Raw genomic sequence first — 14,127 nt, 5'->3', positions numbered from 1 at the left:
TTTTAAAAAAATGTTATGCATAACCATAGGCAATGGCGCTATTGCTCTTTATAATCCGCGCCACACCATACTCAGGTATGCAAAAACAACAGAACATTTTACAGAGGTTATCAATGGCTATTGAACGTACTTTTTCCATCATCAAACCAAACGCGGTGGCAAAAAACGTTATTGGCAGCATCTTCGCTCGCTTTGAATCAGCAGGGTTTAAGATCGTTGGCACCAAAATGCTGCACCTGACCGTTGAACAGGCTCGCGGTTTCTACGCTGAGCACGAAGGTCGCCCATTCTTTGACGGTCTGGTCGAGTTCATGACTTCTGGCCCAATCGTGGTATCCGTACTGGAAGGCGAAAACGCGGTACAGCGTCACCGCGATCTGCTGGGTGCAACCAACCCGGACAACGCGCTGGCAGGTACTCTGCGCGCCGACTACGCAGACAGCTTCACCGAGAACGGCACCCACGGTTCCGACTCTGTTGAATCTGCTGCGCGCGAAATCGCGTTCTTCTTCGCTGAAGGCGAAGTGTGCCCGCGCACTCGCTAATAATTTCGTAAATGCCGCGTGCAAACGTGGCATCCCTGCGCCAGACTTTGTACAATGCAACGCCCCGGACGAGCAGACTGCTTACCGGGGCGTTTCTTTTCAACCCACCAAGGGCCACAACGTGTAACAACGAGGCCGGAAAAAATTATGTCTGAATTAGTGAATACCTCCGAAGTCGCCATTCCTGCGGTTCCCAATAAAAATGGAAAAATTAACCTGCTGGACCTGAACCGTCAGCAGATGCGCGAGTTCTTTAAAGAGATGGGCGAGAAGCCGTTTCGTGCCGATCAGGTCATGAAATGGATGTACCACTATTGCAGCGACAACTTTGATGACATGACGGACATCAACAAAGTGCTGCGCAATAAGCTTAAAGAAGTGGCTGAAATCCGCGCACCGGAAGTGGTGGAAGAGCAGCGCTCTTCAGATGGCACCATCAAGTGGGCCATTGCCGTTGGCGATCAGCGCGTTGAAACCGTGTATATCCCGGAAGACGATCGCGCCACGCTGTGCGTCTCTTCTCAGGTGGGCTGTGCGCTGGAGTGCAAATTCTGCTCTACGGCGCAGCAGGGCTTTAACCGTAACCTGCGCGTGTCGGAAATCATCGGCCAGGTCTGGCGTGCCGCGAAAATCGTGGGCGCGGCGAAAGTCACCGGTACACGTCCAATCACCAACGTGGTGATGATGGGGATGGGTGAACCGCTGCTCAACCTGACCAACGTCGTTCCGGCGATGGAAATTATGCTCGACGATTTCGGTTTTGGCCTGTCCAAGCGCCGCGTTACGCTCTCTACTTCCGGCGTGGTGCCTGCGCTGGACAAACTGGGCGATATGATTGACGTTGCGCTGGCCATCTCTCTTCACGCGCCAAACGACGCCATCCGTGACGAAATTGTGCCGATCAACAAAAAGTACAATATCGAAACCTTCCTGGCTGGCGTGCGCCGTTACCTGGAGAAATCCAACGCCAACCAGGGCCGCGTGACCATTGAATACGTGATGCTGGATCATGTTAACGACGGGACCGAGCATGCACATGAGCTGGCTGAACTGCTTAAAGATACGCCATGCAAGATCAACTTGATCCCATGGAACCCGTTCCCGGGCGCGCCGTATGGCCGTAGCTCGAACAGCCGTATCGATCGCTTCTCAAAAGTGCTGATGGAGTATGGTTTCACCACCATCGTACGTAAAACGCGTGGCGACGATATCGACGCAGCCTGTGGCCAGCTGGCGGGTGACGTTATTGACCGTACCAAGCGTACGCTGCGTAAGCGTATGCAGGGTGAGTCAATCGCGGTTAAAACCGTTTGATTATTATGCAGACACGGCGCATTTTTTGCGCCGTGAAGCATTAATTTACTGAATATTCAGTCACAATCATCACGACTGATTAATAATTACGGTGCGTTTCATACGACTTTCGGGCAGTATGTAACGACGTAACAACAGTTTAGCGTGAAGGCCTGCCAGCGCTGTCATCTGCGGCCCGACAGTCTTATACTGTTTGTTCCAGGTTAACTGACCTAAAGTTTCGCGGTGCGGGTGGCATTGTGACTCACCGGCACCTGAACCCTTATTTTCACGTACCAGTAGTTGTAGCGAATGAATACTGAAGCCACTCACGATCAAAATGCAGCACTCTCCACTGGCGTTCGTCTTCGCAACGCCCGTGAACAACTCGGACTTAGCCAGCAAGCCGTTGCAGAACGCCTGTGCCTGAAGGTTTCCACCGTTCGCGATATTGAAGAAGATAAGGCACCCGCCGATCTGGCTTCAACGTTTCTGCGCGGTTATATCCGTTCTTACGCCAAACTGGTTCATATCCCTGAAGACGAATTACTGCCGATGATGGAGAAGCAGGCGCCTGTGCGTGCGGCAAAAGTTGCGCCGATGCAAAGCTTCTCTCTGGGTAAACGTCGTAAAAAACGCGATGGCTGGCTGATGAGCTTTACCTGGCTGGTCCTGTTTGTGGTTGTCGGCCTGACGGGCGCATGGTGGTGGCAAAACCACAAAGCGCAGCAGGAAGAGATCACCACCATGGCCGATCAGTCCTCCGCTGAGCTTAATCAGTCTGGTAATAACGGCGCGCAAAGCGTGCCGTTGAGCACCGAAGGGGCGACCTCCAGCGAACCTCAGTCGGCAGCAAGCAACACGCCTGCAACCGAGCCAGCGGCGACGCCAGAAGCGACGACGAATACTGCGCCAGCCACCCAGACCCAGGATCAGAACGCGGTCGTATCACCTTCTCAGGCCAATGTTGATACCGCCCCTGCGGCAACGGCACCGGCAGATAACACCGCGGCGTCACTGCCAACTGACCCGGCTGGCACGGCGGCTCCTTCCGTTGACCCGAATGCGCTGGTGATGAATTTTACGGCTGATTGCTGGCTGGAAGTGACTGACGCGACAGGTAAAAAGCTGTTCAGCGGCCTGCAACGTAAAGATGGCACGTTAAATCTAACGGGCCAGGCACCTTACAAGCTTAAAATCGGCGCACCGGCAGCGGTACAGATCCAGTATCAAGGAAAACCTGTCGATCTGAGCCGCTTTATCAGAACTAACCAGGTTGCGCGTCTTACCGTTAATGCCGAACAATCAGCAGCACAGTAACAGACGGGCAATGCGGGAGATTTTACATGCATAACCAGGCTCCTATTCAACGTAGAAAATCGAAACGGATTTACGTTGGGAACGTGCCAATCGGCGATGGGGCGCCTATCGCCGTCCAGTCAATGACCAATACGCGTACTACGGATGTAGAAGCGACGGTCAATCAAATCAAAGCATTAGAACGCGTCGGCGCGGACATCGTTCGCGTCTCTGTGCCTACCATGGACGCCGCCGAGGCGTTCAAACTGATCAAGCAGCAGGTGAGTGTTCCGCTGGTTGCCGATATTCACTTCGATTACCGTATCGCGCTGAAAGTCGCTGAATACGGTGTCGATTGTCTGCGTATTAACCCAGGCAACATCGGCAACGAAGAGCGCATTCGCATGGTGGTTGACTGCGCCCGCGACAAAAACATTCCAATCCGTATCGGCGTGAACGCTGGCTCTCTGGAAAAAGATCTCCAGGAAAAGTACGGTGAGCCGACGCCGCAGGCGCTGCTCGAATCCGCCATGCGTCACGTCGATCACCTGGATCGCCTTAACTTCGATCAGTTCAAAGTGAGCGTCAAAGCGTCTGACGTCTTCCTGGCCGTTGAATCGTATCGTCTGCTGGCAAAACAGATCGATCAGCCGCTGCATCTTGGCATCACCGAGGCGGGCGGTCTGCGCAGCGGTTCGGTAAAATCTGCGATTGGTCTCGGCCTGCTGCTCTCTGAAGGCATCGGCGACACGTTACGTGTCTCCCTGGCCGCCGATCCGGTGGAAGAGATCAAAGTCGGATTCGACATCCTGAAATCACTGCGTATCCGCGCGCGTGGGATCAACTTCATCGCCTGCCCAACCTGTTCACGTCAGGAGTTTGACGTGATCGGCACCGTGAATGCTCTGGAGCAGCGCCTGGAAGACATCATCACCCCGATGGACGTTTCCATCATCGGCTGCGTGGTGAACGGTCCGGGTGAAGCGCTGGTGTCCACGCTGGGCGTGACCGGCGGTAACAAGAAAAGTGGTCTCTATGAGGATGGCGTTCGTAAAGATCGTCTGGATAATAGTGACATGATCGACCAGCTCGAAGCCCGCATTCGTGCAAAAGCGACGATGATGGACGAAGCGCAGCGCATCAGCGTTCAGCAGGTTGAAAAATAACGTGATGGGAAGCAGGCTGCTTCCCATGTATGATTGAACCCATTCTTTGGGTTCTTTTTTGTATATAGAAAGAGAATAAACGTGGCAAAAAACATTCAAGCCATCCGCGGCATGAACGATTATCTGCCTGGCGAAACCGCCATCTGGCAGCGCATTGAAGGCACACTGAAGCAGGTGCTCGGCAGCTACGGTTACAGCGAAATTCGTTTGCCGATTGTAGAGCAGACCCCGTTATTCAAACGCGCGATCGGCGAAGTAACCGACGTGGTTGAAAAAGAGATGTATACCTTTGAGGACCGCAACGGCGACAGCCTGACCCTGCGTCCTGAGGGGACGGCGGGTTGCGTACGCGCCGGCATCGAACATGGTCTCCTGTACAATCAGGAGCAGCGCCTGTGGTATATCGGCCCGATGTTCCGCCACGAACGTCCGCAAAAAGGCCGCTACCGTCAGTTCAACCAGCTTGGCGTGGAAGTGTTTGGTCTGCAAGGACCAGATATCGATGCTGAACTGATTATGCTTACTGCCCGCTGGTGGCGTGCGCTCGGTATTTCTGAGCACGTATCCCTGGAGCTGAACTCTATCGGTTCTCTGGAAGCGCGTGCGAACTATCGCGATGCGCTGGTGGCGTTCCTGGAACAGCACAAAGAGAAGCTCGACGAAGACTGTAAGCGTCGTATGTACAGCAACCCGCTGCGCGTACTCGATTCCAAAAATCCTGACGTACAGGCGCTGCTGAACGATGCGCCAGCGCTGGGTGACTACCTGGATGAGGATTCTCGCGAACACTTTGCCGGCCTGTGCAAGCTGCTTGAAGCGGCGGGCATTGCTTATACCGTTAACCAGCGTCTGGTGCGCGGTCTGGACTACTACAACCGCACCGTATTTGAGTGGGTCACCACCAGCCTCGGTTCGCAGGGCACCGTCTGTGCTGGCGGTCGTTATGACGGTCTGGTCGAGCAACTGGGTGGTCGCGCAGCACCGGCAGTAGGCTTCGCGATGGGCCTTGAGCGACTTGTTTTGCTGGTTCAGGCAGTTAATCCGGAATTTAAAGCCGATCCTGTTGTCGATATATACCTGGTGGCCTCAGGTGCGGATACGCAGTCTGCGGCAATGCAGCTTGCCGAACGCGTGCGCGATGCGCTGCCGGACGTTAAGCTGATGACCAACCACGGCGGCGGCAACTTTAAAAAACAGTTTGCTCGTGCCGATAAGTGGGGCGCAAGTATCGCACTGGTGCTGGGTGAGTCCGAAGTGGCCAACGGCGAAGTGGTAGTTAAAGACCTGCGCTCTGGTGAGCAAACTACGGTAACGCAGGATGGCGTTGCGGCGCACTTGCGCACTCTATTGGGCTAAGGAGAAGGACTGCGTGGAAATTTACGAGAACGAACACGACCAGGTTGATGCGGTTAAACGCTTCTTTGCTGAAAACGGCAAGGCACTGGTTGTAGGGGTTATTTTAGGTGTTGGTGCGCTGGTAGGCTGGCGTTACTGGAACAATCATCAGGCTGACTCTGCTCGCGGTTCGTCCCTGAACTACGAAAATACCGTTAGCGCAATCCGTGCCGATCAGCCGCAAACGCTGACGGCTGCGGAGAAATTTGCCGCTGACAACAAAAACACCTACGGCGCGCTGGCTGCGCTGGAAGTGGCTCAGCAGTATGTTGATAAAAACGAACTGGACAAAGCCGCTGCGCAACTGTCTCAGGGGCTTGCTGCTGCCAGTGACGATAATCTGAAAGCGGTGATCAATCTGCGTCTGGCGCGTATCCAGGTTCAGCAGAAAAAAGCCGACGACGCGCTCAAAACGCTTGATACCATCAAAGGCGAAGGCTTTGCCGCTATTGTTGCCGATCTTCGCGGTGAAGCACTGCTGAGTAAGGGTGATAAAGCGGGCGCGCGTAAAGCGTGGCAAGCTGGCGTGGATAGTAAAGCTTCACCTGCGCTGAGCGAAATGATGCAGATGAAAATAAATAATTTGTCCGTCTGAGAGGGACCCAATGCAATTGCGTAAATTACTTCTGCCAGGACTGCTTTCTGTTACGTTATTGAGTGGTTGTTCACTGTTCAGTGGCGAAGAAGACGTTGTTAAAATGTCCCCGCTGCCGACGGTTGAAAACCAGTTCACCCCATCTACCGCCTGGGACACTTCCGTAGGCGATGGTATTGGCGATTTTTATTCCAACCTGCACCCGGCATTTGCTGACGGCGTTGTCTATGCGGCCGATCGCAAAGGCACCGTTAAAGCGCTGAACGCTGATGACGGAAAAGAAGTGTGGTCCATTAACCTGGCGGAAAAAGACGGCTGGTTCTCCCGTAAACCTGCACTGCTTTCTGGCGGCCTGACCGTTACTGGCGGTCACGTGTATGTGGGCAGCGAAAAAGCGCAGGTTTACGCGCTGAATGCCAGCGACGGTTCGGTTGCATGGCAGACCACCGTTGCCGGTGAATCCTTGTCGCGTCCGGTTGTCAGCGACGGCCTGGTGCTGATCCATACCAGCAACGGCCAGTTGCAGGCGCTGAACGAAGCCGATGGTCTGGTAAAATGGACGGTTAACCTGGATATGCCAGCGCTGTCTCTGCGTGGTGAATCTGCTCCGGCGACCGCATTTGGTGCCGCCATTGTGGGCGGTGACAACGGCCGTGTCAGCGCGGTACTGATGCAGCAGGGCCAGATGATCTGGCAGCAGCGTATTTCCCAGGCGACCGGTTCAACTGAAATCGACCGTCTGAGTGACGTGGACACCACGCCAGTTATCGTCGACGGTGTGGTTTACGCGCTGGCGTATAACGGCAACCTGACGGCGCTGGACCTGCGTAGCGGCCAGATCATGTGGAAACGTGAGCTGGGTTCCGTGAACGATTTCATCGTCGACGGCAACCGTATTTATATGGTGGATCAGAACGACCGCCTGCTGGCGCTGAGCACCGAAGGTGGCGTAACGCTGTGGACGCAAAGCGATCTGCTGCACCGTCTGCTGACCGCACCGGCACTGTATAACGGCAGCCTGGTGGTGGGCGACAGCGAAGGCTATATGCACTGGATCGATCCAGAGAATGGCCGCTTCGTGGCACAGCAGAAAGTGGATAGCTCAGGCTTCCTGACGGAGCCCGTTGTGGCTGACGGCAAACTGCTGATTCAGGCAAAAGACGGCACGCTGTACGCGATCACGCGTTAATTACACGGCGGTTGTAGTATACTAAACGGCTCCTGTTCACTCAGGAGCCGTTTTGACATTTTTAAAAACGCTGCGAAAGCGACGTTATTTTGAATTTTATGAGGCTTCAAACATGGTACCTGTGGTCGCGCTTGTCGGGCGCCCTAACGTTGGAAAATCCACTCTTTTTAACCGTTTAACACGCACCCGTGATGCGCTGGTTGCGGATTTCCCGGGGCTGACGCGTGACCGTAAGTACGGTCGTGCAGAGGTGGAAGGACGCGAGTTCATCTGTATCGATACCGGGGGTATTGACGGTACGGAAGACGGCGTAGAAACCCGCATGGCAGAGCAATCTCTGCTGGCTATCGAAGAAGCAGATGTGGTTCTGTTTATGGTGGATGCTCGCGCTGGCCTGATGCCCGCGGATTCTGCTATCGCTAAACATCTGCGTTCACGCGAAAAGCCAACCTTCCTGGTGGCGAACAAAACTGACGGCATCGATGCCGATCAGGCCATTGCGGATTTCTGGTCTTTAGGCCTGGGCGATATTTATCCTATCGCGGCCTCGCATGGCCGTGGCGTCACCAGCCTGCTGGAAACCGTTCTGCTGCCGTGGGTTGATGAAGTAAACCCACCGGAAGAGGTGGACGAGGACGCTGAATACTGGGCGCAGTTTGAAGCCGGAGAAGAAGGCGAGGAAGAGCCGGAAGACAACTTCAACCCGCAGGATCTGCCTATCAAGCTGGCTATCGTGGGCCGCCCAAATGTAGGTAAGTCTACGCTTACTAACCGTATTCTCGGTGAAGAGCGCGTAGTGGTTTACGACATGCCAGGCACAACGCGTGACAGCATTTACATTCCAATGCAGCGCGATGAACGTGAGTACGTACTTATCGACACCGCAGGGGTGCGTAAGCGCGGGAAAATCACCGATGTGGTGGAAAAATTCTCGGTGATCAAGACCCTTCAGGCGATTGAAGACGCCAACGTGGTGCTGCTGGTTATTGACGCACGTGAAGGTATCTCCGATCAGGATCTCTCTCTGCTCGGCTTTATCCTCAATAGTGGGCGCTCACTGGTTATCGTCGTCAACAAGTGGGACGGCCTGAGCAATGAAGTGCGCGAGCAGGTGAAAGAGACGCTGGACTTCCGTCTGGGCTTTATCGACTTTGCCCGCGTTCACTTCATCTCTGCCCTGCACGGGAGTGGTGTCGGCAACCTGTTCGAATCCGTTCGCGAAGCCTATGACAGCTCTACCCGCCGTCAGAGCACGGCGATGCTGACCCGTATCATGAACATGGCTGCTGAAGACCACCAGCCGCCGCTGGTGCGCGGTCGTCGCGTGAAGCTGAAATATGCTCACGCCGGGGGATATAACCCGCCTATCGTGGTGATCCACGGTAACCAGGTGAAGGATCTGCCGGACTCCTACAAACGCTACCTGATGAACTACTTCCGCAAGTCGCTGGACGTGATGGGTACGCCTATCCGTATTCAGTTCAAGGAAGGGGAAAACCCGTTTGCGAATAAACGCAACACCCTGACGCCGAACCAGATGCGTAAGCGTAAACGTTTGATTAAGCACATTAAGAAAAGCAAATAATCCTTACCGATCTCACTAAAACCCGCGCCTGTCGCGGGTTTTTTTTCGCTCATTCAAAAGGCCCGCCTTCCCTGTGTGATGTCAATCACTATTCACTTTTAACCAAGTTTAAATCTAAGAAAGTAGACAATCGTCGAATTTTCATCTTAAAGTCCAGGGTCCGGTACTAGACAAAACTAGCGCCTGGTTATCAAATGGTTAACCAACATTTCGCCGCATGTAAAAAATCGATCGGATACGTAACCGTTCGGCGTACATGCTGGTGTTTACAAGCACGACACATACCTTTTCGGGAGAATTATGCAATCCTCTGTTAATCAAAAAGAGAGCCGAACCTTCTTCGGCCATCCTTATCCGCTCGGTTCGCTGTTCTTCACCGAGATGTGGGAGCGTTTCTCGTTTTACGGTATTCGCCCGCTACTGATCCTGTTTATGGCCGCCACCGTGTATGACGGCGGAATGGGCCTGGCGCGTGAAAACGCCTCGGCGATTGTCGGTATTTTTGCCGGCACCATGTACCTCGCCGCGCTGCCGGGCGGCTGGCTGGCGGATAACTGGCTCGGCCAGCAGCGGGCCGTCTGGTACGGTTCGATTTTGATTGCGCTTGGGCACCTGTCGATTGCCCTGTCGGCCATCATGGGCGACAACCTGTTCTTCATCGGCCTGATGTTTATCGTGCTCGGCTCCGGCCTGTTCAAGACCTGTATCTCGGTCATGGTGGGGACACTGTACAAAAAGGGCGATGCGCGTCGTGACGGCGGTTTCTCGCTGTTCTATATGGGCATCAACATGGGCTCGTTCATTGCCCCTCTGATTTCCGGCTGGCTGATCAAAACCCACGGCTGGCACTGGGGCTTTGGTATCGGTGGTATCGGGATGCTGGTCGCCCTGATTATCTTCCGCGTGTTTGCCGTTCCGGCCATGAAGCGCTACGACAGCGAAGTCGGTCTGGACTCCACCTGGAACAGTCCGGTAGTGAAACGTAACGGCGTGGGCGCCTGGCTGCTGGCGCTGGCTGTGGGTGTTGCAATCATCGTTACGTTGATTGCCCAGGGCGTGATTGTGATTAATCCGGTCGCGGTCGCCAGCGTGCTGGTGTATGTTATTGCCGCCTCCGTCGCGCTCTACTTCATCTATCTGTTCATCTTCGCCGGGCTGAATCGCAAAGAGCGCGCAAGGCTGCTGGTGTGCTTTATTCTGCTGGTCTCCGCCGCGTTCTTCTGGTCCGCGTTCGAGCAGAAGCCAACCTCCTTCAACCTGTTCGCCAACGACTACACTAACCGCATGATCGGTGATTTTGAGATCCCGGCGGTGTGGTTCCAGTCGATTAATGCCCTGTTCATCATTCTGCTGGCCCCGGTATTTAGCTGGGCATGGCCGAAGCTGGCGAGCAAAAACATTCGTCCGAGCAGCATCACCAAGTTCGTGATCGGTATTCTGTGTGCAGCGGCGGGCTTTGGCCTGATGATGCTGGCGGCGCAGAACGTACTGAGCAATGGTGGGGCAGGGGTTTCTCCGTTCTGGCTGGTGGGCAGTATCCTGATGCTGACGCTCGGGGAACTGTGCCTGAGTCCGATTGGTCTGGCGACCATGACCCTGCTGGCGCCGGAAAGAATGCGCGGCCAGATGATGGGCCTGTGGTTCTGCGCCAGTGCGCTGGGTAACCTGGCTGCGGGGCTGATTGGCGGTCACGTGAAGGCCGACCAGCTGGATATGCTGCCAGACCTCTTTGCCCGTTGCTCCATCGCGCTGCTGATTTGTGCTACGGTGCTGATCGTCCTCATTGTTCCGGTACGTCGCATGCTGGAAAATGCGCAAACTAAACCGGCTACCGAAGCCTGATACTATTCAGTCTGCCGGGGCAGTTGTCCTGTCCCGGCCCAACTCAACAGGAGAGAGCATGTCGATTACCTGTCCGGATTGCCACGCAGCGCTCGAGCCGCAAAACGGTATCGCGCACTGCGACAGCTGCAATAAAGATATTCCCCTCGAAGCGCGCTGCCCTGACTGCCATCAGCCGCTTCAGGTACTCAAGGCCTGCGGCGCGGTGGATTACTTCTGTCAGAACGGCCACGGGCTGATCTCAAAAAAACGCGTCGAGTTCGTCAGGGCTGGGGCTTAATCGCACACGCAGCCTTCTCCTTTTTGCCATAGCTCAATCAGCGATTCCGGCGCTTCCTGCTCCGGAACCAGCACAATAATATCGGTATACTGCGCCTGATTGTGCCGGGTCCAGATTATCTGAATGCGAAAATAGCGCTGATCGCCGCTGCCCGGAGACGACGCCTGGCCCGGTGGCTGTCCGCGCGGGATAGCCTGTTCCAGAATATTCACCACGCGCTGACGCTGTGCCTCGTTGAGCGTGGAGAGGGCGATCGTGCGCTGACCGCTCAGCTTAGGAATAAAGGCGACGCCGCCTTCCCGGGCCAGCTCAACCACGGCGTCATCCGTCAGTTCCGGTACCTGCATTACAGTACTCCCACCTGTTCCCAGGCTTGTTTAATGGCCGCCCCAACGTCGCTACCGGAGCGTTTCTCGCCGTGGGCGATCGTCAGTTTTGCGAAAGCGTCAAAATCCGCATCCTGCGCCAGGTTGCGATCGCAAACCGTGTCGTACCAGGCATAACCCGCTTTTTCCCAGGCGTAGCCACCGATTGCCGTTGCGGCCAGGTAAAACGCCCGGTTGGGGATGCCAGAGTTGAGGTGTACGCCGCCGTTATCCTCGCGCGTTTTGATGAAATCTTTCATGTGCGCGGGCTGCGGGTCTTTGCCAAGGAGGGGATCGTCGTAGGCGGTACCGGGTTCAGACATGGAACGTAGCCCTTTGCCGTTAATCCCCGCTGCCAGCAGCCCTTCACCAATCAGCCAGTCTGCTTTATCGGCGGTTTGCTTCAGATGATACTGCTTCACCAGCGAGCCAAACACGTCGGATAAAGACTCGTTCAGCGCGCCCGACTGTTCAAAATAAATCAGCCCGGCTTCGGTCTCGGTCACGCCGTGGCTCAGCTCATGCGCCACCACGTCGATGGCAATGGTGAAGCGGTTGAAGATTTCTCCGTCACCGTCGCCAAAGACCATCTGCTGGCCGTTCCAGAAGGCGTTCTGATATTCCCGACCATAATGCACGGTGCCGGTGAGGATCAGCCCTTTGTTATCGAGCGAATCGCGCTGATATTCTTTCCAGAAGAAATCATGGGTGATACCCAGATAATCGTACGCTTCATCCACCGCCACATCGCCGTTGGAGGGCTGGCCTTCATAGCGCACCTGGCTACCCGGCAGCTCCTGGGTCTGTTTCGCATCGTAGATGTCACGCTCAAGCTGACCGGCTTTATTCACATGCGGCGCGGCGGGTTTGCCCGGCATATGGGCCATCAGCGTCTGGACGTGGGTTAAGGTCTGACGGGCGCAGCGCTGCTGCGGCTCAGAACCGCTTTCGATAATTCGACGAAGAATATACGGAGGGATGACGCTATGAAGATGGGGCATGCTGCTCTCCTTATTAAAAAAGGCAATAGCAGCAGTATAGTTTGTAACCGGCGAAGATTTATCCGCTTTTACGCTGGCGCGTTTTTTTCACCGGTTTGATCTCTTTCACCTCACTCTCGACCCAGCCGTCAGAAAGCCGGGTGGTGAGCACATCCCCGGCTTTAACCTGTTTCGTTTGTTTCAGCACTTTGCCGTCCGTCGCGGTGGTCACACTATAGCCGCGAGCCAGCGTGGAGAGCGGGCTGACGGCTTCCAGATGGGTGACCGCATTGCCGAAACGCTCGCGCGTGGTGCTCAGGCGTGAGCGGATATTTTCCGCGAGGCGGAACTCAAGCTGCTGGATACGCGTTTGTGCGCGATAAATCTTCGGCTGCGGGTTTTGCTGGTTCAGACGCTGCGTGACGCGCTGCTGGCGAGATACCGCACGCTTAAGCTGGTTATCCAGCGCGAAGTTCATCCGCTGACGCAGACGTTCCAGCACGGTTTGCTGACGCGCCAGACGCAATTGCGGATGCTGCTGTTGCAGACGATGGTGAAGCTGGGTAAAGCGGCGGGTACGGTTGGCGAGGAAGTAGTCCATCGCCATCTCCAGGCGCTGCTGCCCGTTCTGGATCTGACGCAGCAGCTCCAGCTGGTTACGGCTGACTACCTCTGCCGCCGCGGACGGCGTGGGCGCGCGTAAATCCGCGACAAAATCGGCAATCGTCACATCCGTTTCGTGACCGACGGCGCTTACCACCGGGATAAGGCTGGCAAAGATTGCCCGCGCCACGCGCTCGTCGTTAAAGCTCCAAAGGTCTTCCAGCGAGCCGCCGCCGCGCCCGACGATCAGGACATCACACTCCTGACGGGCATTTGCCAGTTCAATCGCGCGCACGATCTGCCCCGGCGCATCGTCACCCTGAACGGCAGTTGGGTAAATAATGACGGGCAGGGAAGGGTCACGGCGCTTCAGGACGTGCAAAATATCGTGCAGGGCCGCACCGGTTTTCGAGGTAATGACCCCAACGCAGTGAGCGGGTGAGGGCAGGGGCTTTTTAAACTGCTGGTCGAACAATCCCTCAGCCGAAAGCATGGCTTTGAGCTGCTCGTACTTCTGTTGCAGCAAGCCTTCGCCCGCGGGCTGCATGCTCTCGACGATAATCTGATAATCGCCGCGCGGCTCATACAGGGTAATGTTGGCGCGAACCAGAACCTGCTGGCCATGCTGAGGACGGAACGTCACGCGACGGTTGCTGTTGCGGAACATCGCGCAGCGCACCTGAGCGGTGTCGTCTTTCAGCGTAAAGTACCAGTGACCGGAAGCAGGCTGCGTGAAGTTAGAGATTTCACCGCTGATCCAGACCTGTCCCATTTCCTGCTCAAGCAGCAAACGTACCGTCTGATTAAGGCGGCTGACAGTATAAATTGAGGGGGATTGAGAGGATAACATGTGAGCGGGATCAAATTCTAAATCAGCAAGTTATTCAGTCGATAGTAACCTGCTGAGAGGTGAGCGCAAGCATTTTTTTCAAAAAAGTGTGGATGCAATCGGTTACGCTCTGTATAATGCCACGGCAATATTTAACCACC

Annotated in this window: 13 protein-coding genes; 10 read left to right on the top strand and 3 right to left on the bottom strand. The window is 55.3% G+C overall.

The features are described 5' to 3' along the window. Positions 1 to 113: 113 nt before the first annotated feature. The 10 genes from ndk to RY075_RS16695 all read left to right on the top strand — a co-directional run bounded on the left by ndk (position 114) and on the right by RY075_RS16695 (position 11,189). A complete protein-coding gene (gene ndk, locus RY075_RS16740; RefSeq protein WP_003860625.1) occupies positions 114 to 545 on the top strand; it encodes a nucleoside-diphosphate kinase in 432 nt (143 codons plus the stop codon). 147 nt (positions 546 to 692) lie between these two features. Next, entirely contained in the window at positions 693 to 1,859 is a 1,167-nt protein-coding gene (locus RY075_RS16735) for a bifunctional tRNA (adenosine(37)-C2)-methyltransferase TrmG/ribosomal RNA large subunit methyltransferase RlmN (RefSeq protein WP_003860623.1), read from the top strand. Positions 1,860 to 2,150: 291 nt separating this feature from the next. Further along, a complete protein-coding gene (rodZ, locus tag RY075_RS16730) occupies positions 2,151 to 3,158 on the top strand; it encodes a cytoskeleton protein RodZ (protein WP_003860621.1) in 1,008 nt (335 codons plus the stop codon). Between the two features lie 26 nt (positions 3,159 to 3,184). Then, positions 3,185 to 4,303 (top strand): flavodoxin-dependent (E)-4-hydroxy-3-methylbut-2-enyl-diphosphate synthase, encoded by a 1,119-nt coding sequence (gene ispG, locus RY075_RS16725; protein ID WP_003860619.1) that lies wholly within the window; start codon positions 3,185 to 3,187, stop codon positions 4,301 to 4,303. 81 nt (positions 4,304 to 4,384) lie between these two features. Further along, positions 4,385 to 5,659, top strand: a complete 1,275-nt coding sequence (gene hisS / locus RY075_RS16720) for a histidine--tRNA ligase (RefSeq protein ID WP_022649001.1) — start codon at positions 4,385 to 4,387, stop codon at positions 5,657 to 5,659. 13 nt (positions 5,660 to 5,672) lie between these two features. Continuing rightward, on the top strand, positions 5,673 to 6,293 hold the full coding sequence (locus RY075_RS16715; RefSeq protein ID WP_003860614.1) for a YfgM family protein: 621 nt from the start codon (positions 5,673 to 5,675) through the stop codon (positions 6,291 to 6,293). Positions 6,294 to 6,303: 10 nt separating this feature from the next. After that, on the top strand, positions 6,304 to 7,482 hold the full coding sequence (gene bamB / locus RY075_RS16710) for an outer membrane protein assembly factor BamB (RefSeq protein WP_003860612.1): 1,179 nt from the start codon (positions 6,304 to 6,306) through the stop codon (positions 7,480 to 7,482). Positions 7,483 to 7,594: 112 nt separating this feature from the next. Further along, the gene (der, locus tag RY075_RS16705; protein ID WP_045894693.1) at positions 7,595 to 9,067 is read left to right on the top strand and encodes a ribosome biogenesis GTPase Der; all 1,473 of its coding nucleotides are present in this window, start codon (positions 7,595 to 7,597) and stop codon (positions 9,065 to 9,067) included. 300 nt (positions 9,068 to 9,367) lie between these two features. Continuing rightward, positions 9,368 to 10,909 (top strand): peptide MFS transporter, encoded by a 1,542-nt coding sequence (locus RY075_RS16700; protein ID WP_109948722.1) that lies wholly within the window; start codon positions 9,368 to 9,370, stop codon positions 10,907 to 10,909. 58 nt (positions 10,910 to 10,967) lie between these two features. Next, positions 10,968 to 11,189, top strand: coding sequence for a zinc ribbon domain-containing protein (locus RY075_RS16695; RefSeq protein ID WP_003860607.1), 222 nt, complete (start codon positions 10,968 to 10,970; stop codon positions 11,187 to 11,189). Here RY075_RS16695 and RY075_RS16690 read toward each other — a convergent pair. The 3 genes from RY075_RS16690 to xseA are packed head-to-tail and all read right to left on the bottom strand — an operon-like array spanning position 11,186 to position 13,987. Continuing rightward, entirely contained in the window at positions 11,186 to 11,536 is a 351-nt protein-coding gene (locus tag RY075_RS16690) for a protealysin inhibitor emfourin (protein ID WP_003860606.1), read from the bottom strand. The genes RY075_RS16695 and RY075_RS16690 overlap by 4 nt on opposite strands. Next, positions 11,536 to 12,555 carry a M4 family metallopeptidase gene (locus RY075_RS16685; RefSeq protein WP_017383522.1) on the bottom strand — a complete coding sequence of 340 codons (1,020 nt, stop codon included), beginning with the start codon at positions 12,553 to 12,555 and terminating at the stop codon, positions 11,536 to 11,538. The genes RY075_RS16690 and RY075_RS16685 overlap by 1 nt, the downstream gene beginning before the upstream one ends. 58 nt (positions 12,556 to 12,613) lie before the next feature. Next, positions 12,614 to 13,987 (bottom strand): exodeoxyribonuclease VII large subunit, encoded by a 1,374-nt coding sequence (gene xseA / locus RY075_RS16680; protein ID WP_032654466.1) that lies wholly within the window; start codon positions 13,985 to 13,987, stop codon positions 12,614 to 12,616. Positions 13,988 to 14,127 lie beyond the last annotated feature (140 nt).

The sequence above is a fragment of the Enterobacter sp. JJBC genome (assembly GCF_036936505.1).
Lineage (GTDB): Bacteria > Pseudomonadota > Gammaproteobacteria > Enterobacterales > Enterobacteriaceae > Enterobacter > Enterobacter hormaechei_C.
This window is presented reverse-complemented; position numbering and strand designations above follow the sequence as displayed.